The following is a 23,754-nucleotide window of genomic DNA, read 5'->3' on the forward strand; positions in this document are numbered from 1 at the left end:
ATTGAGATATAATTCTCTGAATCAAGCGTCAGCAACCACCGCCAAATCTCGGCAAATATGACTTTCCGCTCCGCGAAGCGGCAATGCAGAATATTTCGATGTGCCTTGGACACACGACACTCCGGATTGAACTGAGGTCGAACTCTAATAGCTGTGTGGATGTTAAGCGCGGTTAAGGAAGTGTAAAGTTTGGTAAAGGTCTTTCTGCGACGCGGGCGAGGTACGCTGTTGGCAGAGAAGATGCAGGACGCGCAGGCGGCGCGAGGCCGCCTGCGGGGGAACACGTCCCGCGGTCTCGTTCCGGGGGAGGGAATTCGACCGAAGAGGTTGCCATGAAAGCCGCCGGTGCGGCCCATATCGGGTACGGGACCATCTGGCCCAATGGCGCAGATGGTCATCTCTGACCTTGCCCTCGCTTCGAAAGCTCGGGCTTGAAGGTGATCGCGGCGCGATCGTTGGATGCCTGCGGTTCCGAGCCGGCGGTATCAGGCCCGGTCCGGTGCACAAGGCGCTTGAGCGCCTCGTTGAGGTCGTCGACGAAGGTGAAGATGACAGGGATGACGATGAGGCTGAGCAGCGTCGACATCATGACACCGCCGATCACCACGATCGCCATTGGCTGCCGGAAGCTGGAATCGCCGCCCGTCAGGCTGAGAGCGACCGGAAGCATGCCGAATGCCATGGCGATGGTGGTCATGATGATCGGTCGCGCGCGCTTGTGGCAGGCATCCACAAGGGCATCGAACCGCGACATGCCCTGGCGGCGCGACATGATCGCGTATTCGATGAGAAGGATGGAGTTCTTCGTCACCACGCCCATGAGCATAAGCAGTCCGATGACGGCCGACATCGAGAAGCTGGTTCCGGTCACCACCAGCGGCACCAGCGCACCGCCGAGCGAGAGCGGCAGAGCCATCAGAAGGGTGAGTGGCTGCAGGAAGTCGTGGAAGAGCAGGACGAGGACTGCGTAGATGCAGAACACGCCGATCGCCATTGCAAGGCCAAAGCTCTGGAACAGCTCCGAACTGCGCTGAAGTTCGCCCTGTTCGACGAGAGTGACCCCCGGCGGCAGGCGCCGGAGTGCCGGCAGAGCCTGCGCCTCGCGGTTGACGTCGCCCAGGATGCGGCCGTTGAGTTCGACGGAAAGAGTGACATTGCGCATCCGGTCGATACGGTCGATCTCCGACGGGCTGCCGCCGATCCGGATATCGGCGATCGATCCGAGATCGACGTTGCCGTTCGTTCCAGCCACCCGCATATTCTTGATGTCGTCGAGCTTCGTGCGTGTCTCGGGGCTGAAGCGGACAACGATCGGAACCTGGCGCTGCGGCAGGTTGAGCTTTGGCAGATCGGCGGAGTATTCCCCATTCGTCGCCACGCGCACGGCCTCTGCGACGGCGCTCGACGTCACCCCGAGCGCTGCTGCGCGGGCGAAGTCGGGTGTGATCTGGATCTCCGGCGCCTGCCTGGCTGCGGTCGATGTCACCGCGCCGATGCCCTGCAGCGTGCGGAGCTGCTCTTCGAGCGCCGTGCTTGCACTGTCAAGCGCGTTGGCATCGTCACTGGCAAGGGTGATCTCCAGCTTCGTGCCGTTGCCGCCGCCGCCGACCGCGACCCGCACACCGGGAAGGACCGAGAGAGCCTGCCGGATGTCGTTTTCGATTTCCGACTGTTTGCGATCGCGCTCGCCGATGGGCGACAGCACAGCGACGAGCGTGGCGGATCCGACGCTGCTCGTGGTGCTGGAGTCGGGGCCGCCGCCCGAGGATGCGGAACCGACCGAAGAAAAGACATGTGTCACGTCCTGGAGCTTGCCGACGATATCGGCGGCCTTCGTGGTCGTGGCGTCCGTCTGCTCGATAGTAGCACCTGGCTGCATGGTGAGCGTGATCTGAGCTCGCGCATCGTCGGAAGCGGGCAGGAAGCCGGATTTCAGGAGTGGGATGGTGGCAAACGAAAGTGCGACGACGACGGCAGTCACTGCCACCGTGGTCTTCCTGCGGTTCATGGCGGCTTTCACGATTACCAGATAGGCGCGCATGACGCGGCCGTCCTTTTCCTCGGTCGGATGGGCCTTCATGAAATAGGCGGCCATCATCGGCGTCAGCAGGCGTGCGACGACGAGCGAGACGAGGACCGCCACTGCGGCGGTGATACCGAACTGGCGGAATATAAGGCCCGGTATGCCGCTCATGAAGGCCGTCGGCAGGAAGACCGCGACCAGCGTGAAGGTGGTTGCGATGACGGCGAGCCCGATCTCGTTGGCCGCCTCCAGAGCGGCGTCGATCGGCCGCTTGCCCATCTGCAGGTGGCGGGCGATGTTCTCGACCTCGACGATGGCATCATCGACGAGAATGCCGACCACGAGCGACAGCGCCAGCAAGGTGACGATATTCAGGCTGAAGCCGGCCAGGTACATCACAAGGAAGGTCGGTATGACCGACAGCGGCAGCGCCACGGCCGACAGGATCGTTGCACGCCAGTCCCGAAGGAAGAGCCAGACGACGATGATCGCCAGATCGCCCCCTCGTACAGCATGTGCATCGAACCATCGTAGTTGTCGATGATCGGTCCGAGCGTGCTGTAGGCCTCCTCGATCTGGACGTTGGAATGCTTGGCTGCGAACTGTTTCATCGCCTTGTCGACGTCGGCCGCGACACCGCTGTCCGAAAACCCGTTCGAGCGCTTGATCTCGACCGCGACCACCGGTTTGCCGTCGAGATAGGCCATCGAGGACCGCTCCGCGAAGCTGTCCGTAACGGATGCGACATCGTCGAGGCGAACCTGCTGCCCGTTAGCGAGGGGAATTCTAAGCTCCTTCAGAGCATCGATCGACGCCACGGCGCCGAGCGTGCGCAATGTCTGACGGGTGCCGCCAATCTCGCCAAGGCCACCTGACGTATCGGCCTGAACCGACTTCAATTGCGCCGACACAGTGGTCGCCGTCACACCGAATGCGGCCATCGTCGTCGGATCGAGGTCGACGTGAACCTCGCGGTCGACACCGCCGATGCGGTTGACCTGTCCGACGCCCGATACCGATAGGAGCGCCTTGGTCAGATCGTTGTCGATGAACCAGGAGAGCTCGGTTTCATTAAGGGCGGTAGACTGGATGGCATAGGTGACCAGCGCCGAACTCTGCACGGTGACTTTGGTGACGCTTGGCGTTTGCATCTGCGCCGGCAGATCGGCCTGTGCGCTGTCGACGGCGTTGCGGACCTCGTTCAGGGCCGTTTCGCTGTCCTTCTCCAGTTTGAAGGACACGCTGATCGACACCGTGCCGTCGGTGATCGTCGTCGTGACGTGGTCGAGATAGCTCAGCGAGGCAAGATTGTCCTCGATCGTGCGGGCGACCTCCGTTTCGAGCTGCGCAGGTGCTGCGCCATCGAGTTTCGCTGTCACTTTAATGGTCGGGAGGTCCATATCGGGGAAGTTCTGGACCGGCAGATGCTTGAAGGCCAGCAAACCGCCGACGGCAAGCATCGCAAAGAGCAGGATTGCCGGTACGGGATTGCGGATCGAAAATGCGGAAAAGTTCATCAACCTTGTCCCGCAGTCTTCACGAGATCGTTGTCCGACAGAAACGCTCCGCCCGACGTCACCACTCTCGCCGACTTATCTAGACCGGAGACGATCTCGACTTCGCCGTCGTTGCGGCGGCCGGTCTCCACCCGCACCCGCCTTACCCGCTTGTCCTCCCCGGCGGTGAAGACGTAGTTTATGCCGTCACGGAACACGATCGCTGTCTCCGGAACCGTCAGTGCCGGTGTGGTCCTCAGTTCGATGGTGCCGGTGACATAAAGGCCGGTGCGCGGCTGAACATCCTGGGGAAGCGCGACATAGACGATCGCCCGGCTTGTATTGGTGTCGATCGAAGGTCCGACGAGCCTTACCTTGCCTTGAATGGGACGCCCGTCCGGCCCGTCGATGTCGACGCTCAATCCTTCCGAGATGCGTGAGAGGTAACGAGCGGAAACCTCGGCCTGCCATTCGACCCGCTGCTGGCGGACCAGGCGAAACAGTTCGGTGCCCGACGAGACGACCGCGCCGAGTTCGGCCGATCGCGAGGTTATTAGGCCGTCGTCGACGGCCGTGACGGTTGTCTGGTCGAGCTTGATCTTCTGGCTGTCCAGCGCCGCCTCTTCAGACGCAAGACTTGCCGTCGCCGTCTGTTCGTCGGCGAAATATTCGACGATCTTTTCATCCGAGAGGGCACCGGAGGGTTGGAGCTGGCGAGCGCGATCGGCATTGGCCTTTGCCTTTGTCAGATTTGCCTTGGCGGTCACGACGGCCGCCTCCTGCTTGCGAAGGTCGGCCTGCACGCTGTCCTGCGACAGCCGGACGAGGGTCTGCCCCTTCTTAACCACGGAGCCGACGTCGGCCAGGATTTCGGTTACGCGCAGACCGCTCGTCTCGGAAGCGATGATGGCTTCCTGCCAGGGCTTCAGCCAGCCGCTTGCGGGAACGGTTTCCGGCCAGTCCCGCTCAGCCGGCGTCACCAGCGAGACGGTAAGGGCGGGTGCGGCGGATTGATCCGCCATGGCATTGCGCAGGGGAAGCAGGAGCGCTGTCGCAGCAAGAGCGGCAGCGAATATTCTGGGCGGTTTTCTCAACGATGCACTCCTTGTGGTCAAGGCATCGCTGCCTTTTCCCGATCCGCGCCAACTCGACGGATGATTGCCGCTCATGCGCAGCAACCGGCCTCGGCGCGCGTCTATGTCATGGCAGGATAAGTAACGGGGTGAACGTTAAGTGCGGTCAAGTTAGTGTTAAGTTAGGTAAAACTCGGTCGCGCGACTGTGTTTGTGCTGTATGGCTTCTTGGGATTAATGACGGACGAAGTGAATGAACAAGGTTCTCCTCATCGACGACGATGCCGAGCTGACGACGCTTCTGCAGGAATATCTCGTCGAAGAAGGATATGAGGTCGTCACCGATACGGACGGTCGCGCCGCGATTGCCGCTGCTGCCGGCAATACGGTCGATATTATCGTGCTCGACATCATGATGCCTCGGATGAACGGGATCGAGGTTCTGCAGAGGATCAGGAAGCTCAGCCAGGTCCCGGTCCTGATGCTGACCGCAAGGGGCGATGACGTCGACAGGATATCGGGTCTCAATCTCGGCGCCGACGACTATGTGCCGAAGCCATGCTCGCCGGGCGAACTTGCGGCAAGGTTGCGCGCCATCCTCCGTCGGGCAGGTCAGCCGGCGGCCGGCGCGACGACCGACACGATAAGGGCGGGAAAACTCGTGATTCATCCGAGCAGCAGGATCGCCGAATGGCGCGGCGAAAGCTTGGAACTGACGGGCACGGAATTCAGCCTGCTCGAGGTCCTCGCCCGCAGCGCCGGCCAGCTCGTGTCGAAGCAGGACATTTCGAAGCGGGCCTTCGGCAAGCCGCTGACCCCGTTCGATCGCCGTATCGACGTCCATATCAGCAGCGTTCGTCAGAAGCTCGGACTGAGGGAGGACGGACAATCCTGGATCCAGTCCGTTCGCGGCCAGGGCTATCAACTTCTCGTGGATTGACTATGCCCCGGCTTTTCTGGAAATTCTTCACGACGATCTGGCTGACGATGGCGGCGACAGTCGGCGTGATCTTCCTGCTCGTCAATTTTCTCCAGGGGGTTCCTTTCGCGCGCGAACTGGAGGAAGAGCGGCGAGCGATCACCCTGAACCTGACCGCAAACGTGCTCTCAAGAGATGGCGAAGATGCCGCCACGTATTTCGTGCGCACAAGCGAAGAGACGCTACCGCCTGGCCTGACGATTTCCAAAACCGCGAAAGCCGATGCCTGTGCGGTTCCAAAGACCGTCGATACAAGATCCGTCCTCAAGGACGGGATTTGCTATCAGATTTCCCTGCCGGTTCAGGCCACTTTCACCTTCGACAACCTTGGTCCGTTCATACCGTGGCTCGCAATCCTGATTTCGAGCACGATATCGGCAGGCGCACTTGCCCGATACCTCATTCGTCCCGTCGTGCATCTGCGTGATGGCCTGAGCGCGCTCGCCCATGGCCGCTTCGACTTCCGCATCGGTGACAAGATGGCCGGCCGAAAGGACGAGGTTACCGCGCTTGCTCATGACTTCGATTCCAGCGCCGCCCGGCTTCAGGAGCTTCAGGATGCGCAGCAGCGGTTGTTCCATGATGTCTCCCACGAACTGCGTTCGCCTTTGTCCCGCCTGCAAGCCGCTGTCGGCGTCCTGCGGCAGAGCCCGGCGAAACTCGGCGCCATGCTGGACCGCATGGACCGGGAGGTCGAACGGCTCGATGCACTGGTCGGCGAAGTTCTGACGCTTGCCAGGTTGACTGCGGGATCCAGCCGGCCGCTGAAAACGCACACTCTTGATGTCATCGAGCTCCTGAACGAAATTCTCGGCGACGCGGCATTCGAAGCCCAAGCACGGGAGGTCTCAATCACAACCAGTGTCGAGGGCGTCTTCCGCGCCGAAGTCGAAGGCGAACTGATCTACAGGGCGCTCGAAAACGTCGTCCGCAACGCCGTCAAGTACACGGCCGAGCATTCGCGCATATCAGTATCTTGCGAGACGACGGACGAGCGCCTCAAAATCTGTGTCACCGATCAAGGGCCAGGTGTCAGGCGGGACGAACTCGAACGGATCTTCCAGCCGTTCTCACGCGGAAACGAGGCTGTACCGAGAGGCGGATATGGCCTGGGTCTTGCAATCACCAGGCAGGCCATCGAGCGCCATGGCGGGCGTGTGCATGCGTCGTTGCCGGATGCCGGAGGTCTGGCAATCACCCTGGAGCTTCCCAGAAAGCCGACGCCCTATGGTTCGGTTGACGACCGAGCCTGATCCGGCTCCCTGCGATTTTACCTAACTTTACAGTGTCTTTACCGCCATTAACGTTGGCGCCGCTAAGCCTGAACCTACGATCCCGGTTCAGAAAGCTCGCCCGTGAGTCCGTCGCTCTGCACGAAAATATCATCCCTCCGCTACGCCGCATCGGCATTCACGCTTCTGCTGGCGGGCTGCGTCAGCGGCCCGGATCACGTTCCCCCACAGATGCCGCTTCCTGCTAAGTTCCAAGAGGGCGGGACCAAGAGCAACGGCGATGTCGTGACGGCGCAGTGGTGGACGGCCTATCGTGACAAGCAGCTCGACGGCCTGGTTGCTCATGGTCTCAGCGAGAACCTTGATGTCCTGCAGGCGCTCGAGCGCATCAATTCGGCTTCCGCCAATGTCACGGTTGCGGGTGCCGGTGGCCTGCCGAGCCTCGATGTCGGCGCATCGCACACCGTGTCCGGTGAGAAGGGTTCGCAGCGTACGACCATCGGCACCACGAACACGACAGGCGGCGAGGCCAGCCTTTCCTGGCTGCTCGACTTCTTCGGCCAGTACCGTCGCTCGAAGGAGAGTGCGATTGCCTCGCTGGGGGCCGCCTATGCAACGGCCGACAATGCAAAGCTCACCTTCCTGAAAGACCTGGTCGAGAGCTATATCGACGCCCGCTATTACCAGGAGCGCATCGCGCTTTCACAGGCGAGCTTGAAATCCCGCCAACAGACTTACGAACTCACGCAGCTGCAGCTCAAGGCAGGTGCGGCCTCCCGCCTCGACGTCGTTCAGGCCGAGGGCCTGGTACAGTCGACAAAGTCCGACATTCCTGGCCTCCAACAGAGCTTCACCGAATCGGCACATCATATTGCCACTCTGCTCGGGATGCCGGCGGCCTCGCTGATGGGCGAACTGCAGAAAAGCGCCGGTCAGCCGGTTTTCCGCGGCGACATTCGCGCCGGCATTCCGGCCGACCTCATCCGCAACCGTCCCGATATCCGCAAGGCAGAACGCGACCTGGCGGCGGCCGTCGCCGATATCGGTGCTGCCGAAGCCCAGCTTTATCCATCGATCTCGCTCTCCGGTTCGATCTCGCCGAGCTGGGTCAAATCATCGGGCGCCAGCGGCGGAACCTTGACCAGCTGGTCGTTCGGACCGACGCTCAACCTGCCGATCTTCGATGGCGGCAAATTGCGTGCGAATGTCGATATCGAAAAATCCGATGCCAAGACCCAGTATCTCGCCTGGAAAGAGGCGGTGCTGAACGGAGTCGAAGAAGTGGGAAACGCCCTGTCGGCAGTTCGCCATGACACGCAGACACTGGCGCCGCTGCGCAGGCAGGTGCAGACGGCGGAGGAATCACTCGCGCTTTCAACGACGAGCTATAAAGGCGGCGCCTCGTCGCTGCTTGACGTCCTGGACGCTCAACGTTCGGTCTCCGATGCCCAGGCAAGCCTTGCAGCCACTGTGCAGGAGGTTGCAAAGGACTATGTGGATCTCTACGTCGCCATTGGCGCCGGCTACCTGACACAACTAGGGCAGAATGCTCCCGAGCGAATGGCGAAGTCAGACTAGTTAGCCGAAGACAGTCAAGCGAGCGGCTCGCTGGCTATCGGCCTGCTGTTTCCAGGATGCGGAGGGCAAGCTTGAGGTGCGGCAAATCCAGCATGCGTCCGTCAAGCTGGATGACGCCCGCGTCGGGCCTGGCGGCAAAGGCGGCGGCGACTTTCTCCGCCCAGGCGATCTCGGATGCATCCGGCGTGAAGGCGTGATTGATCGTTTCGACCTGGCTCGGATGGATGGCCATCATGCCGGAAAAGCCGTCGCGCCGGGCTCGGCCGACATAGGCCTTGAGACCGTTGAGATCGTGGAAATCGGGATAGACGGTGTCGATTGCCGGAACGGCGGCGGCATGGGCCGCGAACAGCGTGAGCGAGCGGGCAAGCTCGTAAGGCGGCGTGTAGCGGCCATCCGTCCTGCGCGCGGTCGTAGCCCCCATCGCGGCAGGCAGATCCTCAGCACCCCAGGTCAGGCCGCAGAGGCTGCTCGCGACATCCCGGTAGCTGCCGATCTCGAAGATCGCGGATGGTGTTTCGGTTGCGATCGGCAGGATGGGAATTGCAGATGCAAGAGAGCCTGCGAGCTTCAGCACCGAAGCAGCACCCTCGGCCTTTGGCAGCACGATCGCGAAAGGATGAAGGCCGCTCAAAGCGGCAAGGTCGCCTTCGAATTCTTGCGAGGCGAGGGGATTGCTGCGGATCAGGAGAGGGGTCTCGCCGGCATGATGCAAGACGAACTCGTGCACGCTCTCGCGCGCTTTCGGCTTGTTTAAGGGCGCAACCGAATCTTCCAGGTCGAGAATGACGGCATCGGCGCCTGAGGCGAGCGCTTTTTCGAAACGCTCCGGCCGGTCGCCGGGTACGAAGAGCAGCGAGCGCAGCCTCATGACGGCTTCACCTTCAGCATTGCCGTGCGCAGGCATTGGCAGACGATCTCGCCGCGCTGGTTAAGCGTGATATGCCGGAAGGTGACGATGCCGGCATCGGCGCGGGAGTTCGAGCGACGCAGCTCCATCACCTCCGTTTCCACCCGCAGCGTATCGCCGATGAAGACCGGCTTCGGCATCGTCACCTTGTCATAGCCGAGATTGGCGACGAGCGTGCCGAGCGTGGTGTCGCCGACCGAAAGGCCGACGGTGAGGGCAAAGGTAAAGGTGCCGTTGACGACGATACGGCCGAACTCGGTGCCGGCGGCATAGTCGGCATCGAGATGCAGCGGCTGCGGATTGTGGGAGAGCGTCGTGAACAGCAGATTGTCGGTCTCGGTGACCGTGCGACGGATGTCGTGGGCGATGCGGTCGCCGACCGTCCACTCGTCGAAATAGCGGCCGGCCATCAATCCTGCTCCTTCACAACGCTGACGACGAGTTGGTTTTCCGAGACCCTGAGACCCGAGGAAACCTGCAGTTTTTCGACGATTCCGTCGAAAGGTGCGCGCAGCGAATGTTCCATTTTCATCGCTTCGACTGTCAGCAGGCGGTCCCCCTTGGCGACACGATCGCCCTCGGCGACATCAACCGAAATGACGAGGCCGGGCATGGGTGACAGGATCGCGCCATCGCCGGCACCCTGACTTGCCTCGACTTCACTTGCGACGGGCAGGCTGATCGGCCAGGCATTGCCGGCGTCGAAAAGCACCGTCGTTTCACCGATCGTGACGGTATTTGCCGCAAGCCCTCGACGTGCTTTCCCCCAAACGAGGTGCTCGCCGATACGGATGCGCACCCTCTTGTCATCCGCGCCGGCGATGCGGAACCCGGCAAGCGCGGACCAGGGATCACCATCCGTATTTCTTGAAAGCACAGTGGCCGCGGTGTCGATCGCGATTTCGCTCGGCTCCGTCGCCACCAGGCTATCGCCATGGCGGTCGAGAAAGCCGGTATCGATCCGAGCTGCGCAAAAATCTGGATCGACAGCGATGCGGGCAAGCAGGCCGGCATTGGATTTGACCGGCCAGACCTCGATACATGCGCAGGCGGCTGCGAGCTTCGAAAGTGCGGCTTCGCGGTTCGGCCCATGGGCAATGACCTTGGCGATCATCGGGTCATAGAAGGCGGTGATGTCATCCCCCTGCTCGACACCGCTATCGACACGGACGGACCCCGGCAGGCTGAGATGTTCAAGCCGGCCGGTCGAGGGCAGATAGCCGGCGGCAGGATTTTCGGCATAGAGCCGGGCTTCGAAGGCCCAGCCGTTCATGGCGATCTCATCCTGCATTTTCGGCAAGGGCTCGCCGCAAGCGACTTTCAGCTGCCAGAGCACCAGATCCTCGCCAGTAATCGCCTCGGTCACCGGGTGTTCCACCTGCAGCCGCGTATTCATTTCCATGAACCAGATGCGATCTTCGCGAAGGCCTTCCGAGGCATCGGCGATGAATTCGATGGTGCCGGCGCCGACATAATTCACCGCTCTTGCGGCTTTCACCGCCGCATCGCAGATCGTCGCGCGGGTGGCGGCATCGAGGCCCGGGGCAGGGGCTTCTTCGATCACCTTCTGGTGACGGCGCTGCAGCGAACAATCGCGTTCGAAGAGATGAACGCAATTGCCGAACATGTCGGCGAAGACCTGCACTTCGATATGGCGCGGATTGGCGATATAACGTTCGAGCAGAACACGGTCGTCGCCGAAGGAGGCGGCCGCTTCACGGCGGCAGGAGACGAGAAGTTCGGCGAAATCTTGCGCGCGCTCAACGCGGCGCATGCCCTTGCCGCCGCCGCCGGCAACGGCCTTGATGAGCACGGGATAACCGATGGTGTCCGCCTCGACCGCCAACCTCTCTTCGCTCTGGTCCGGCCCGAGATAACCGGGGGTCACGGGCACTCCGGCCGCCTGCATCAATTCCTTGGCAGCATCCTTGAGACCCATCGCCCGGATTGCAGCCGGGGGCGCGCCGACCCAGATGATGCCGGCCTTTTCCACCGCTTCGGCAAACTCGGCATTTTCTGAAAGGAAACCGTAACCGGGGTGGATCGCCGCAGCGCCGGTTTGCCGGGCGGCCTCCAGGATGCGTTCCTGCGAGAGATAGCTTTCGCGGGCCGGCGAGGGGCCGATGGCGATCGCCTCGTCCGCCTCGCTTACGAAGGGTAGGCCGGCATCGGCCTCGGAATAGACGGCAATGGTGCGGATGCCGAGCATCTTGGCCGAGCGGATGATGCGGCGGGCGATTTCGCCCCTGTTGGCAATGAGAAGGCTTTCCATCATCGGCGCCTCACATCCTGAACAGGCCGAAGCGCGGCCCTTTCGGGATCGGCGCATTCAGGCAGGCGGAAAAGGCAAGGCCCAGCACATCACGGGTCTGGCGCGGATCAATGATGCCGTCGTCCCAGAGACGAGCCGTGGCATAATAGGGATTGCCCTCGGCCTCGTAGCCGGCGCGGATCGGCGCCTTGAAAGCCTCCTCCTCATCAATAGGCCAATTCTCACCGCGCGCCTCCATGGAGTCTCGGCGGATCGTGGCGAGCACCGAGGCCGCCTGTTCGCCGCCCATCACGCTGATGCGGCTGTTCGGCCAGGTGAAGAGGAAGCGCGGGCGATAGGCGCGGCCGCACATGCCGTAATTGCCGGCGCCGAAGCTGCCGCCGATGATGACGGTGACCTTCGGCACGGTAGCGGTTGCAACTGCCGTCACCAGCTTTGCCCCATCCTTGGCGATACCGCCGGCCTCATAGCGGCCGCCGACCATGAAACCGGAAATGTTCTGCAGAAACAGCAAGGGTATGCGGCGCTGGCAGGCGAGCTCGATGAAATGCGCGCCCTTCAGCGCGCTTTCGGAGAAGAGAACGCCGTTATTGGCGATGACGGCGACTGGCATGCCCCAGATGCGGGCGAAGCCGCAGACCAGCGTGGTGCCGTAGAGCGGCTTGAACTCATGCAGTTCCGAGCCATCGACGATCCGGCCGATGACCTCGCGCACATCATAGGGCGAGCGCACATCATCCGGGATGAGGCCGCAGAGATCCTCGGCATCGAGTTTCGGCGGCTGTGGCTGCTTGAGGTCGATATCGACTGATTTCACACTGTTGAGGGTGGCTGCGATATCGCGAACGAGCAGCAGTGCATGTTCATCATTCTCGGCGACATGATCGACGACGCCGGAGCGGCGGCCATGGGTTTCGGCACCGCCTAGCTCTTCGGCCGAGATGATCTCGCCGGTCGCGGCCTTCACCAGCGGCGGACCGGCGAGGAAGATCGTGCCCTGATTGCGCACGATGACCGTTTCGTCGGACATGGCGGGCACATAGGCGCCGCCTGCAGTGCAGCTTCCCATGACGCAGGCGATCTGCGGAATGCCTTCGGCCGACATCTGGGCCTGGTTGTAGAAGATCGCGCCGAAATGGTCGCGGTCGGGAAAGACTTCAGCCTGATGCGGAAGATTGGCGCCGCCGCTATCGACCAGATAGAGGCAGGGCAGCCGGTTCTGCATGGCGATCTCCTGCGCCCGCAGATGTTTCTTCACCGTCATCGGGAAATAGGCACCGCCCTTCACCGTCGCGTCATTGGCGACGATCATCACCTCGCGGCCGGCAACACGGCCGATGCCGGCGATGATGCCGGCGCCCGGCGCCTCGTCATCATACATGCCGTTGGCCGCCAGCGTGCCGATCTCCAGGAACGGACTGCCGGCATCGAGCAAAAGCTGGATGCGGTCGCGCGGCAGCAGCTTGCCCTTGCCGGTATGGCGCTCGCGCGCTGTCTGCGATCCACCCTCGCGTGCTTTCGCCGAACGGCCGTGGAGCTCGTCGATAAGCGCCTTGTTCTTGCTGGCATTGGCCTTGAAGCTCTCGCTGTCGCGGTCGATCGCAGTCGAAATCACCGTCATGACGCAATGAGCTCCCGGCCGATCAGGTAGCGGCGGATCTCATTGGTGCCGGCGCCGATATCGTAAAGCTTGGCGTCGCGCAAATAGCGTTCGACCGGCCATTCCTTGGTATAGCCGGCGCCGCCGAGCGCCTGGATCGCTTCCAGCGAGACCTTCACGGCATTTTCGCTGGCAAAGAGGATCGCAGCAGCTGCATCCGTGCGCGTCGCCCGGCCGGCGTCGCAGGCGCGGGCGACGGAATAGACATAGGCACGCGCCGAATTCAGCGCGACATACATATCGGCGATCTTGCCCTGCATCAGCTGGAAATCACCGATCGCTTTGCCGAACTGTTTGCGATCGCGCACATAGGGCAGCACGACGTCAAGGCAGGCCTGCATGATGCCGAGCGGTCCGGCGGCAAGCACGGCGCGCTCGTAGTCGAGGCCGGACATCAGGATCTTCACGCCTTCTCCCTCCCGGCCCATCAGCGTCTCGGCCGGTACCGCGCAATCCTCGAAGACCAGTTCGGCCGTGTCGCTGCCGCGCATGCCGAGCTTGGAGAGCTTCTTGGAGACGCTGAAACCGGGCGGGCCCTTTTCGATGATGAAGGCGGAAATGCCCTTCGGGCCGGCTGCGGGATCGGTCTTGGCATAGACAACAAGCACATCGGCATGCGGCGCGTTGGTGATCCAGAACTTGGTGCCGTTCAGAATATAGCGGTCGCCCTTTTTCTCGGCACGCAACCGCATGGAGACGACATCGGAACCGGCGCCGACCTCCGACATGGCGAGCGAACCGACATGTTCGCCGGAGATCAGCTTCGGCAGGTGACGGCGCTTTTGTTCCGGCGAGGCCCAGCGGCGGATCTGGTTGACGCAGAGATTGGAATGGGCGCCGTAACTGAGCCCCACGGAGGCCGAGGCGCGCGAAACCTCTTCCATGGCGACGACATGGTCGAGATAACCAAGACCGGCGCCGCCGAATTCTTCTTCGACGGTGATTCCGTGCAGGCCGAGCGCGCCCATCTCAGGCCAGAGCTGGCGTGGAAATGTGTTGCTTTCGTCGATCTCCGCAGCCAGCGGAGCAATATGATCGGCGGCAAACCGCGCCGTCGTTTCACGGATCGCGTCCGCGGTGTCGCCGAGCGAAAAATCAAACATGGCACTCCTCCCGCTGAAATATGTAGCGCGGGTTGCGGCCGGGTCAAAGTGCCCTTGATTGGGATGGCTCATCCAATTGCGAGAGAGCTTCCTCCCGGCGAAAGGCTTCGGGACTCTTGTCCATCCATTTCCGGAAGGCCCGGAAGAAGGCGCTCGGCTCGGAATAGCCGAGCTGCACGGCAATCTCACCGATGGTCATCGGCGTGTTCAGCAGCAGTTCGACGGCGAGATCCCGGCGGATGTCGTCCTTGATGGCGGCATAGCTTTGTCCCTCGTCGTGCAGGCGGTGGCGGAGCGTGGAGGGCGGCATACGCATATCGGCGGCAAGCTCGGTAAAGCGCGACCAGGCAGCCGGCGTGGCCAGATTCAGGCGGCGTCGGACCGCGGCGGCGATGCCGGCATCATAGCGATAGCGCACCAGAATATTGGCGGGCGCGCCGCGCAGGAACTGTTTGAGCGCCTGTTCGCTGCGCGCCACCGGCAGGTCGAGCAAGGCGCTATCGAAGCCGAGCCGGCTGATGGGTTGCGAGAAACGCACTGGCGCGCCGAAGAAGAGCCGATAGTCGGCGCCTTGTTTGGGCTCCGCGCAGCGGAAATCGACGAGCCGGATCGGAATGCGCCGGCCGACCAGCCAGCAGGTGATGCCGTGCAGGATGATCCAATAGGTGCGATAGGCGAAGGCTGAACGCGGGCCGCCGGCATCCGTGAGCTCGACCTCGGCCAGACCGTCGCGGATGACGAGCCGTCCTCTGGGATCGTCGAGCACGACATCAAGGAAGCGTAGCGCCCGGCGCAGGGCGTGACCCAGCGTCGGCGCATGCAGCACAGAGTGGCAGAGCAGCGTGAAGCTGCCGCCGCGCATCGGTCGGCCACCCATGCCGAAGAATTCGTCGTTGAGCTCGGCGGCGATTGCCAGCCAGAGCGCGCCATAGGTCTCGGCCGACACCGGTTGATCGACCAGCGGCGGCAGTCCCACACGCGCAAGAATAGGCTCTGTCGGCTTATCCAGCCGCCGCAGGCTGTCGAGGGCCTCCTCGACAAAGGCCGGTGCAATCATGCGTCGCTCGATTTCGGCCATCGCGCCCTCTATATGGCAAAACTGTCCGAAATAATGGAGCAATTCTGTCATCGCTTGCAATAGGCCGACGGAATAGAATCCTCTCATTCGGCTGAGCCTGGAGGAGGCGCGGCCGGCAGGAGGAACAGGCCCATGCTGATCCGAGGTGCAAGTTTCATCGTGACCGGCGGCGGCTCCGGCCTCGGCGCGGCAACAGCGCGCATGCTTGTGGAGGCGGGCGGACGGGTGACAATCGCCGATCTCAACGCCGAAGCCGGTCAGGAAATCGTCCGGGAATTCGGAAGCGATGCCCGTTTCCTCAGGGCCGACGTGACCGATGGCGAGGAGGGGGCGGCGGCGGTTGCCGCTGCCATCGAAGCCTTCGGCGGCTTGCGCGGATTGGTAAATTGCGCAGGCGTCGCACCGGCCGAAAAGGTGATCGGCCGCGACGGGCCGCACCGGCTGGAGAGTTTTGCCCGCACGGTGAGCATCAATCTCATCGGCACATTCAATATGGTCCGGCTGGCAGCGGCAGCGATCCAGACTACCGAGCCGGATGCGGAAGGCGAACGCGGCGTCATCGTCAATACGGCCTCGGTCGCCGCTTTCGACGGCCAGATCGGCCAGGCAGCTTATGCCGCCTCCAAGGGCGGGGTGGCGGCGATGACTTTGCCGATCGCTCGCGAGCTAGCGCGTCACGGCATTCGCGTCGTGTCGATCGCACCCGGCATTTTCGAGACACCGATGATGGCTGATATGCCGGCCGAGGTTCAGGCAGCACTCGGCAAGAGCGTGCCCTTTCCACCACGGCTCGGTCGGCCGGCGGAATTTGCCGGGCTGGTACGCCATATCTTGGAAAACAACATGCTGAACGGCGAGGTCATCCGCCTCGACGGCGCATTGCGGATGGGCGCGCGGTGAGCGCTTCGCCCGAAGGAGGAAAGATGGTTTTGCAGGATCCCATCGTCATCGTCGGTGCGGCGCGCACCCCGATCGGCAGCTTTCAGGGAGAGCTGAAGGAGGCGACAGCGCCGGAACTGGGAGCAACGGCGATCCGCGCGGCGCTGCAGCGGAGCCGCGTCGAGGCCGAGGCGATCGAGGAGGTCGTCTTCGGCTGCGTGCTGCCGGCGGGGCAGGGGCAGGCGCCGGCGCGCCAGGCGGCGATCCATGCCGGCCTGCCCTTTGCCACCGCGGCCAGCACCGTCAACAAGATGTGCGGCTCAGGCATGAAGGCCGTGATGATCGCGCATGACCTGATCGCCGCCGGCAGCGCTTCGGCGGCGGTTGCAGGTGGCATGGAAAGCATGACGAATGCGCCCTATCTCCTTGACAAGGCCCGTGGCGGCTACAGGCTCGGCCATGGGCGTGTCGTGGATCACATGTTCCTCGACGGGCTGGAGGATGCGTATGACAAGGGGCGCTTGATGGGCACCTTCGCGGAGGATTGCGCCGAGGCCTATCAGTTCACACGCGAGGCGCAGGACAATTACGCCATCGCCTCGCTGACGCGGGCGCAGAAGGCGATTGCCGAAGGCTGTTTCGAAAGCGAGATCGTGCCGGTCACCGTAAAATCGGGTAAAGCCGAGCAAGTGGCGAGCCGCGACGAACAGCCCGGCAAGGCGAAGCTCGACAAGATCCCGACGCTGAAGCCCGCCTTCCGCGAGGGCGGCACGGTGACCGCCGCCAATTCCAGCTCGATCTCCGATGGCGCGGCAGCCCTGGTGCTGATGCGCCGCTCCGAGGCGGAGCATCGCGGCCTGAAGCCGCTTGCCACCATCCTCGGCCATGCCACGCATTCACAGGCGCCCAATCTTTTTGCCACCGCACCGATCGGCGCGCTGCAGAAGCTGTCCGATCGCACCGGCGTGCCGCTGTCGGAGGTTGGTCTGTTCGAAATCAACGAGGCTTTCGCCGTCGTCGCCATGGCGGCGATGCGCGATCTCAACCTGCCGCATGAAAAAGTGAACGTGCATGGCGGCGCCTGCGCGCTCGGCCATCCGATCGGCGCCTCGGGGGCTCGCATCCTGGTGACGCTGCTTGCAGCACTGGAGCGATACGACCTGAAGCGCGGCATGGCCGCGCTCTGCATCGGTGGCGGCGAGGCGACCGCCGTTGCCATCGAACGGCAATAGGAGAGGGAGAGAACAGATGATCCTTTCCGACCTCCAGCAGCAAATCTCAGATCTCGCCCGTGACTTTGCCCGCGACCGGCTAGCGCCGGGGGCAGCCAAACGCGACCGGGAGCATCTCTTCCCACGCGAGGAATTGAAGGAAATGGGTGAACTCGGCCTGCTCGGCATGCTGGTGCCGGAAGCCTATGGGGGATCGGATACCGGCGTGGTCGCCTATGCCGCGGCGCTGGAGGAGATTGCCGCGGGCGACGGAACCTGTTCGACGATCATGAGCGTGCATAGCTCCGTTGGCTGTGTGCCGATCCTGAAATTCGGCACCGAGGAGCAGCGGCAGCGCTTCCTGCCGAAACTGGCCAGCGGCGAATGGATTGGCGGCTTTGCGCTGACCGAGCCGCAGGCCGGTTCCGATGCCTCGAACCTGAAGACCCGGGCGCGGCGTGATGGCGACCACTACGTGATCGACGGCTCCAAGCAATTCATCACCTCGGGCAAGAACGGCAATGTCATCATCGTCTTTGCCGTTACCGATCCCGATGTCGGAAAGAAGGGCATCACCGCCTTCATCGTGCAGACGGATACGCCGGGCTACGAGGTGATCCGCGTCGAGGAAAAACTTGGGCTGCATTCCTCCGATACCTGCCAGATCGCCTTCAACAGCATGCGCATTCCGGCAGAACTCAGGCTCGGCGCGGAAGGCGAGGGCTATCGCATCGCGCTCGCCAATCTCGAGGGCGGACGGATCGGCATCGCGGCGCAGGCCGTCGGCATGGCGCGGGCGGCCTTCGAGGCGGCGCGCGACTACGCCAGGGAGCGCACGGCCTTCGGCAAGCCGATCTTCGAGCATCAGGCCGTTGCCTTCCGCCTTGCCGATATGGCGGTGCGGATCGAGGCGGCGCGGCAGCTTGTATTTCATGCCGCGTCCCTCAGGGAAGCCGGACTGCCCTGCCTGTCGGAAGCTTCGATGGCGAAGCTCTTTGCCTCCGAGATGGCCGAGCGCGTCTGCTCCGACGCGATCCAGATCCATGGCGGTTATGGCTACATGGCTGACTATCCGGTCGAGCGCATCTATCGCGATGTGCGCATCTGCCAGATCTATGAAGGAACAAGCGACGTGCAGCGCATGGTGATCGCCCGCAATCTATAGGAACCACATCCGGCCCTGCTTCCGGAGGAGGGGAGCAAGGCCGGGCAAAGGGAGGAAAGAAAAAGCATGGTGGATTCCGCTCGGTTGAGCCTGCATGTTCCCGAACCCGCCGTTCGCCCCGGCGGTCAGCCCGATTTTTCCAACGTCAAGATTGCCAAGGCCGGCTCCGTGCCGCGGCCGGAGGTGGATGTCGCATCAGAAGATATCCGCGACCTCGCCTATTCCATCATCCGTGTTTTGAATCGCGAGGGCGAGGCGGTCGGTCCCTGGGCAGGGTCGCTCTCCAATGAGGAGTTGCTGACCGGGCTTCGCAACATGATGAAGCTGCGCGCCTTCGATGCTCGCATGCTGATGGCGCAGCGGCAGGGCAAGACCTCCTTCTACATGCAGCATCTCGGCGAAGAGGCCGTCAGCTGCGCCTTTCGCAAGGCGCTCGAGAAGGGAGACATGAATTTCCCGACCTATCGCCAGGCAGGCCTGCTGATTGCCGACGACTATCCGATGGTCGAGATGATGAACCAGATCTACTCGAACGAGAGCGATCCCCTGCGCGGCCGGCAATTGCCGATCATGTATTCCTCCAAGGAACACGGCTTCTTCACCATCTCGGGTAATCTCGCCACCCAATATGTGCAGGCCGTCGGCTGGGCGATGGCCTCGGCGATCAAGAACGACAGCCGCATTGCCGCGGCGTGGATCGGCGACGGATCGACGGCGGAATCGGATTTCCACTCGGCGCTCGTTTTCGCCTCGACCTACAAGGCGCCGGTTATTCTCAACATCGTCAACAATCAGTGGGCGATCTCCACTTTTCAGGGCATCGCCCGCGGCGGCTCCGGCACTTTCGCGGCGCGGGGCCTTGGCTTCGGCATTCCGGCGCTGCGTGTCGACGGAAACGACTATCTCGCCGTCCATGCCGTCGCCCGCTGGGCGGCCGAGCGCGCGCGGCGCAATCTCGGCCCGACGCTGATCGAATATGTGACCTATCGCGTCGGCGCCCATTCGACCTCCGACGATCCGAGCGCCTATCGGCCCAAGACGGAATCGGAGGCCTGGCCGCTCGGCGACCCCGTGCTACGGCTGAAGAAACATCTGATCGTCAAGGGCGCTTGGTCGGAGGAGCGGCATGTGCAGGCCGAAGCCGAAATCATGGACGAGGTGATCGAGGCGCAGCGCCAGGCAGAAGCGCATGGCACGCTGCATGCCGGCGGCAGGCCTTCGGTGCGCGACATTTTCGAGGGCGTCTATGCCGAGATGCCGCCGCATATCCGCCGCCAGCGGCAGAAGGCGGGGTACTGACATGGCCAGGATGACGATGATCGAGGCCGTGCGCAGCGCCATGGACGTATCGATGGCACGCGACGACAATGTCGTCGTTTTCGGCGAGGATGTCGGCTATTTCGGTGGTGTCTTTCGCAGCACACAGGGCCTGCAGGCAAAATACGGCAGAACGCGCTGCTTCGATACGCCGATCAGCGAATCCGGCATCGTCGGCACGGCAATCGGCATGGCGGCTTACGGGTTGAAGCCCTGCGTCGAAATCCAGTTCGCCGATTACATGTATCCGGCCTATGACCAGCTGACACAGGAGGCGGCCCGCATCCGCTACCGTTCCAACGGCGATTTCACCTGCCCGATCGTCGTGCGCATGCCGACCGGCGGCGGCATTTTCGGCGGCCAGACGCACAGCCAGAGTCCGGAGGCGCTTTTTACCCATGTCTGCGGGCTGAAAGTGATCGTGCCTTCCAATCCCTATGACGCCAAAGGCCTGCTGATCGCGGCGATCGAGGATCCCGACCCGGTCATGTTCCTGGAGCCGAAGCGCCTCTATAACGGCCCCTTCGACGGCCATCACGAGCGGCCGGTGACGCCCTGGTCGAAACACGACCTCGGAGAGGTGCCTGACGGCCACTATACCATCCCGATCGGCAAGGCCGAGGTGCGGCGCGTGGGATCGGCGGTGACCGTGGTTGCCTACGGCACCATGGTGCATGTGGCGCTTGCCGCCGCCGAGGATGCCGGCATCGATGCCGAGGTGATCGATCTCAGAAGCCTGCTGCCGCTCGATCTCGATACGATCGTCAAATCGGTCTCGAAGACCGGTCGTTGCGTCGTCGTGCATGAGGCAACCCTGACCTCCGGCTTCGGCGCCGAGGTCGCAGCACTGGTGCAGGAACATTGCTTTTATCATCTCGAAGCGCCGGTCGTGCGCGTTGCCGGCTGGGACACGCCCTATCCGCATGCGCAGGAGTGGGACTATTTCCCCGGTCCCGGCCGAGTCGGGCGGGCGCTTGCCGAAGTCATGGAGGCCTGAGCTGTGGGCGAATTCATCATCAAGATGCCTGACGTCGGGGAAGGGGTCGCCGAGGCCGAGATCGTAGAATGGCACGTGAAGACGGGAGATCCCGTCCGCGAGGACATGGTGATCGCTGCCGTCATGACCGACAAGGCCACCGTGGAAATTCCGTCTCCCGTCAACGGCATCGTCACCTGGCTTGCGGGTGAGGTCGGAGACCGTATCGCGGTCAAGGCCCCGCTGGTGCGGATCGAGACGGCGGGGGAGATCGGCGAGGCTCCGCCCATTGGGATCTCGCAGCCGCCGATTGCCGAAACGCCCAGGACCGAGATTGCAAAATCTGCTCCGGCAGCGCCAGCCCCTGCGGCGGCGCCGGCGGAAAAGCCGCTTGCCGCTCCCTCCGTGCGGCTCTTCGCCAGGGAAAGCGGTGTCGATCTCAGGCAGGTGCAGGGGACAGGGCCGGCCGGGCGTATCCTGCGCGAGGATATCGAGCAATTCCTGACCCCTGGAACCGCTCCCGCGGCGGTCAAGAACGGTTTTGCCAAGAAGACAGCGACCGAGGAGATCAAGCTGACCGGCCTGCGCCGCCGCATCGCCGAGAAGATGGTGCTTTCCGCCTCGCGCATCCCCCACATCACCTATGTGGAGGAAGTGGATATGTCCGCGCTCGAGGAGTTGCGCGCCACGATGAACGGCGATCGCAGGCCTGATCATCCGAAGCTGACGGTTCTGCCCTTCCTGATGCGGGCGCTGGTCAAGGCTATTTCCGAGCAGCCTGAGGTCAACGCCACTTTCGACGACGATGCCGGCATCATCACGCGCTATGGTGCCGTGCATATCGGCATCGCCACGCAGACGCCGGCCGGTCTGACCGTGCCGGTGGTGCGGCACGCGGAAGCCCGCGGCATCTGGGATTGCGCCGCGGAGATGAACCGGCTGGCGGAAGCGACGCGCTCGGGTACTGCGACACGTGATGAGCTTTCCGGCTCCACCATCACCATCAGCTCGCTCGGAGCGCTTGGCGGCATCGTCTCGACACCCATCATCAATCATCCTGAAGTGGCGATCGTCGGCGTCAATAAGATCGCCACACGACCGGTCTGGGACGGCACGCAGTTCGTGCCGCGCAAGATGATGAACCTCTCCTCCAGCTTCGATCATCGCATCATCGACGGCTGGGATGCGGCAAACTTCGTGCAGCGCATCCGCACGCTGCTCGAAACGCCGGCGCTCATTTTTATCGAAAGCTGAGATCCATGAAAGAGATCGTCTGCAAGCTCCTCGTCATCGGCGCCGGTCCGGGCGGTTATGTCTGCGCCATTCGCGCCGGGCAGCTCGGCATCGATACGGTTATCGTCGAGGCCGGCAAACCGGGCGGCACCTGCCTGACGGTCGGCTGCATTCCCTCCAAGGCGTTGATCCATGCGGCGGAGGAATTCGACGCGACGCAAAAGATGCTTGCCGGCAAGAACCCGATGGGCATCCGCGTCGAAGGCGCCTCGATCGATCTCGGCAGGACGATTGCCTGGAAGGACGGGATCGTCGGCCGGCTCACAGGCGGTGTTTCGGGGCTGCTGCAGAAGGCACGAGTCAAGATCGTCCACGGCCGCGCCCGGTTCCGCGACGGCAAGACGGTGGAGGTGGAGACCGAAATCGGCCAGCAGATCATCCGCGCCGAGACGGTGGTGATCGCCACCGGTTCGGATCCGGTGGAGCTTACGAATCTGCCTTTCGGCGGCCGCGTCATGTCCTCGACAGAGGCGCTGTCGCTGACGGAGCTGCCGAAAAAGCTCGTTGTGGTCGGTGGCGGTTATATCGGGCTGGAGCTCGGGACGGCTTTTTCCAAAATGGGGTCCGATGTAACGATCGTCGAGGCGACGCCACAGGTGCTGCCGCAATATGATGTCGAGCTGGTGCGGCCCGTCATGCGCAAGCTGACCGAAGGCGGTATCCGGGTGTTGACGGGTGCCAAGGCGATCGGCCTTGCCGACAATGGCGAGGCTCTGATCGTCGAAACGGCTGATGGCCGGCAGCAGACCCTGCCTGCGGACCGCATCCTCGTCACCGTCGGCCGCCGGCCAAGAACCGCAGGATCCGGTCTCGAAGAGCTCGATCTCGATCGTGCCGGCCCTTATCTGAGGATCGACGATCGTTGCCGCACGTCCATGCGCGGCATCTATGCGATCGGCGATGTGACCGGCGAGCCGATGCTTGCCCATCGGGCCATGGCGCAAGGGGAGATGGTGGCGGAAATCATCGCCGGAAAGAAGCGGGCCTGGGACAAAAGATGCATTCCCGCCATCTGCTTCACCGATCCGGAGATCGTCAGCGCCGGCCTGTCGCCCGCAGACGCGAAGGCGCAAGGCTATGAAATTCGCACTGGCCAGTTTCCGTTCAGCGCCAACGGGCGGGCGATGACGATGCTGTCCGAAGAAGGCTTCGTGCGCGTCGTGGCCCGCGCCGACACCAATCTCGTGCTCGGCCTGCAGGCGGTGGGAGCCGGGGTCTCCGAGCTCTCGGCAGCTTTTGCGCTGGCCATCGAGATGGGTGCACGCCTGGAAGACATCGCCGGCACCATCCACGCGCATCCGACCCGCAGCGAAGCGGTCCTGGAGGCGGCGCTAAAAGCTTTGGGAAGCGCCCTGCATATCTGAGTACGCCCGGGTCCGGACACTGAAGATCCGGGAAGGCGTCGTGCTCGGGCGGAGGGTCTTGTTGGATTCATCCATGTCGACCAAGCGACAAGGCGCCTCTCTAACGGTTGCTACACGTATAATTTACTCTTTATACGTGTAAATC

The 23,754-nt window shown here is 63.0% G+C and carries 17 protein-coding genes and 1 pseudogene; 10 read left to right on the forward strand and 8 right to left on the reverse strand.

The genetic code is table 11. The features are described from left to right. Positions 1 to 394 precede the first annotated feature (394 nt). Together CUJ84_RS36905 and CUJ84_RS36910 are read right to left on the reverse strand one after the other, a co-directional pair. A pseudogene (locus tag CUJ84_RS36905) lies at positions 395 to 3,540 on the reverse strand (efflux RND transporter permease subunit). Beyond that, positions 3,540 to 4,613 (reverse strand): efflux RND transporter periplasmic adaptor subunit, encoded by a 1,074-nt coding sequence (locus CUJ84_RS36910; RefSeq protein ID WP_105010367.1) that lies wholly within the window; start codon positions 4,611 to 4,613, stop codon positions 3,540 to 3,542. The pseudogene CUJ84_RS36905 and the gene CUJ84_RS36910 overlap by 1 nt, the downstream one beginning before the upstream one ends. A 232-nt stretch (positions 4,614 to 4,845) precedes the next feature. Here CUJ84_RS36910 and CUJ84_RS36915 point away from each other — a divergent pair, with 232 nt between their 5' ends. From CUJ84_RS36915 to CUJ84_RS36925, 3 genes are all read left to right on the forward strand, one after another. Next, positions 4,846 to 5,532, forward strand: a complete 687-nt coding sequence (locus CUJ84_RS36915; protein ID WP_105010368.1) for a response regulator — start codon at positions 4,846 to 4,848, stop codon at positions 5,530 to 5,532. A 2-nt stretch (positions 5,533 to 5,534) separates the two neighbouring features. Beyond that, a complete protein-coding gene (locus tag CUJ84_RS36920; RefSeq protein WP_105010369.1) occupies positions 5,535 to 6,824 on the forward strand; it encodes a HAMP domain-containing sensor histidine kinase in 1,290 nt (429 codons plus the stop codon). Between the two features lie 102 nt (positions 6,825 to 6,926). Then, positions 6,927 to 8,381, forward strand: a complete 1,455-nt coding sequence (locus CUJ84_RS36925; protein ID WP_105010370.1) for an efflux transporter outer membrane subunit — start codon at positions 6,927 to 6,929, stop codon at positions 8,379 to 8,381. 34 nt (positions 8,382 to 8,415) lie between these two features. On the opposite strand, the gene CUJ84_RS36930 is transcribed toward CUJ84_RS36925, so the two are convergent. Genes CUJ84_RS36930 through CUJ84_RS36955 form a run of 6 tightly spaced genes read right to left on the reverse strand, consistent with a single transcriptional unit; the run spans position 8,416 to position 15,455 of the window. Beyond that, positions 8,416 to 9,252 carry an HpcH/HpaI aldolase/citrate lyase family protein gene (locus tag CUJ84_RS36930; RefSeq protein WP_105010371.1) on the reverse strand — a complete coding sequence of 279 codons (837 nt, stop codon included), beginning with the start codon at positions 9,250 to 9,252 and terminating at the stop codon, positions 8,416 to 8,418. Then, positions 9,249 to 9,701 (reverse strand): MaoC family dehydratase, encoded by a 453-nt coding sequence (locus CUJ84_RS36935; protein WP_105010372.1) that lies wholly within the window; start codon positions 9,699 to 9,701, stop codon positions 9,249 to 9,251. Before CUJ84_RS36935 ends, CUJ84_RS36930 begins: the two co-directional genes overlap by 4 nt. Further along, positions 9,701 to 11,566, reverse strand: a complete 1,866-nt coding sequence (locus CUJ84_RS36940) for an acetyl/propionyl/methylcrotonyl-CoA carboxylase subunit alpha (RefSeq protein ID WP_105010373.1) — start codon at positions 11,564 to 11,566, stop codon at positions 9,701 to 9,703. The genes CUJ84_RS36935 and CUJ84_RS36940 overlap by 1 nt, the downstream gene beginning before the upstream one ends. 7 nt (positions 11,567 to 11,573) lie before the next feature. Further along, on the reverse strand, positions 11,574 to 13,184 hold the full coding sequence (locus tag CUJ84_RS36945; RefSeq protein ID WP_105010374.1) for a carboxyl transferase domain-containing protein: 1,611 nt from the start codon (positions 13,182 to 13,184) through the stop codon (positions 11,574 to 11,576). Then, entirely contained in the window at positions 13,181 to 14,326 is a 1,146-nt protein-coding gene (locus tag CUJ84_RS36950; protein ID WP_105010375.1) for an isovaleryl-CoA dehydrogenase, read from the reverse strand. Before CUJ84_RS36950 ends, CUJ84_RS36945 begins: the two co-directional genes overlap by 4 nt. Before the next feature lie 43 nt (positions 14,327 to 14,369). Next, positions 14,370 to 15,455, reverse strand: a complete 1,086-nt coding sequence (locus CUJ84_RS36955) for an AraC family transcriptional regulator (RefSeq protein WP_105010376.1) — start codon at positions 15,453 to 15,455, stop codon at positions 14,370 to 14,372. A gap of 81 nt (positions 15,456 to 15,536) precedes the next feature. Between CUJ84_RS36955 and CUJ84_RS36960 the strand changes: the two genes are divergently transcribed. From CUJ84_RS36960 to lpdA, 7 genes are all read left to right on the forward strand, one after another. Further along, positions 15,537 to 16,304: a 3-hydroxyacyl-CoA dehydrogenase gene (locus CUJ84_RS36960; protein ID WP_105010377.1), complete on the forward strand. Its 768-nt coding sequence runs from the start codon at positions 15,537 to 15,539 to the stop codon at positions 16,302 to 16,304. Between the two features lie 23 nt (positions 16,305 to 16,327). Next, positions 16,328 to 17,515 carry an acetyl-CoA C-acyltransferase gene (locus CUJ84_RS36965; RefSeq protein ID WP_105010378.1) on the forward strand — a complete coding sequence of 396 codons (1,188 nt, stop codon included), beginning with the start codon at positions 16,328 to 16,330 and terminating at the stop codon, positions 17,513 to 17,515. A gap of 16 nt (positions 17,516 to 17,531) precedes the next feature. Next, a complete protein-coding gene (locus CUJ84_RS36970) occupies positions 17,532 to 18,659 on the forward strand; it encodes an acyl-CoA dehydrogenase family protein (RefSeq protein ID WP_105010379.1) in 1,128 nt (375 codons plus the stop codon). 66 nt (positions 18,660 to 18,725) lie between these two features. Beyond that, positions 18,726 to 19,958, forward strand: coding sequence for a 3-methyl-2-oxobutanoate dehydrogenase (2-methylpropanoyl-transferring) subunit alpha (locus CUJ84_RS36975; RefSeq protein WP_027688871.1), 1,233 nt, complete (start codon positions 18,726 to 18,728; stop codon positions 19,956 to 19,958). 1 nt (position 19,959) lies between these two features. Then, positions 19,960 to 20,973, forward strand: coding sequence for an alpha-ketoacid dehydrogenase subunit beta (locus CUJ84_RS36980; RefSeq protein WP_029873441.1), 1,014 nt, complete (start codon positions 19,960 to 19,962; stop codon positions 20,971 to 20,973). Positions 20,974 to 20,976: 3 nt separating this feature from the next. Then, complete coding sequence (locus tag CUJ84_RS36985; RefSeq protein WP_029873440.1) at positions 20,977 to 22,206, forward strand: dihydrolipoamide acetyltransferase family protein; 1,230 nt, start codon at positions 20,977 to 20,979, stop codon at positions 22,204 to 22,206. Positions 22,207 to 22,211: 5 nt separating this feature from the next. Next, positions 22,212 to 23,609: a dihydrolipoyl dehydrogenase gene (lpdA, locus tag CUJ84_RS36990; RefSeq protein ID WP_105010380.1), complete on the forward strand. Its 1,398-nt coding sequence runs from the start codon at positions 22,212 to 22,214 to the stop codon at positions 23,607 to 23,609. Positions 23,610 to 23,754: the final 145 nt, after the last annotated feature.

It is taken from the genome of Rhizobium leguminosarum (genome assembly GCF_002953715.1).
In the GTDB taxonomy this organism is placed as follows: Bacteria; Pseudomonadota; Alphaproteobacteria; order Rhizobiales; family Rhizobiaceae; genus Rhizobium; species Rhizobium leguminosarum_V.

What these genes read in the sequence shown, in the direction of transcription:
- CUJ84_RS36915 (WP_105010368.1), top strand. Translation starts at nt 4,846, where the DNA reads ATGAACAAGGTTCTCCTCATCGACGACGATGCCGAGCTGACGACGCTT.
- CUJ84_RS36920 (WP_105010369.1), top strand. Translation starts at nt 5,535, where the DNA reads ATGCCCCGGCTTTTCTGGAAATTCTTCACGACGATCTGGCTGACGATG.
- CUJ84_RS36930 (WP_105010371.1), bottom strand. Translation starts at nt 9,252, where the DNA reads ATGAGGCTGCGCTCGCTGCTCTTCGTACCCGGCGACCGGCCGGAGCGT.
- CUJ84_RS36935 (WP_105010372.1), bottom strand. Translation starts at nt 9,701, where the DNA reads ATGGCCGGCCGCTATTTCGACGAGTGGACGGTCGGCGACCGCATCGCC.
- CUJ84_RS36940 (WP_105010373.1), bottom strand. Translation starts at nt 11,566, where the DNA reads ATGATGGAAAGCCTTCTCATTGCCAACAGGGGCGAAATCGCCCGCCGC.
- CUJ84_RS36945 (WP_105010374.1), bottom strand. Translation starts at nt 13,184, where the DNA reads ATGACGGTGATTTCGACTGCGATCGACCGCGACAGCGAGAGCTTCAAG.
- CUJ84_RS36950 (WP_105010375.1), bottom strand. Translation starts at nt 14,326, where the DNA reads ATGTTTGATTTTTCGCTCGGCGACACCGCGGACGCGATCCGTGAAACG.
- CUJ84_RS36955 (WP_105010376.1), bottom strand. Translation starts at nt 15,455, where the DNA reads ATGACAGAATTGCTCCATTATTTCGGACAGTTTTGCCATATAGAGGGC.
- CUJ84_RS36960 (WP_105010377.1), top strand. Translation starts at nt 15,537, where the DNA reads ATGCTGATCCGAGGTGCAAGTTTCATCGTGACCGGCGGCGGCTCCGGC.
- CUJ84_RS36965 (WP_105010378.1), top strand. Translation starts at nt 16,328, where the DNA reads ATGGTTTTGCAGGATCCCATCGTCATCGTCGGTGCGGCGCGCACCCCG.
- CUJ84_RS36970 (WP_105010379.1), top strand. Translation starts at nt 17,532, where the DNA reads ATGATCCTTTCCGACCTCCAGCAGCAAATCTCAGATCTCGCCCGTGAC.
- CUJ84_RS36975 (WP_027688871.1), top strand. Translation starts at nt 18,726, where the DNA reads ATGGTGGATTCCGCTCGGTTGAGCCTGCATGTTCCCGAACCCGCCGTT.
- CUJ84_RS36980 (WP_029873441.1), top strand. Translation starts at nt 19,960, where the DNA reads ATGGCCAGGATGACGATGATCGAGGCCGTGCGCAGCGCCATGGACGTA.
- lpdA (WP_105010380.1), top strand. Translation starts at nt 22,212, where the DNA reads ATGAAAGAGATCGTCTGCAAGCTCCTCGTCATCGGCGCCGGTCCGGGC.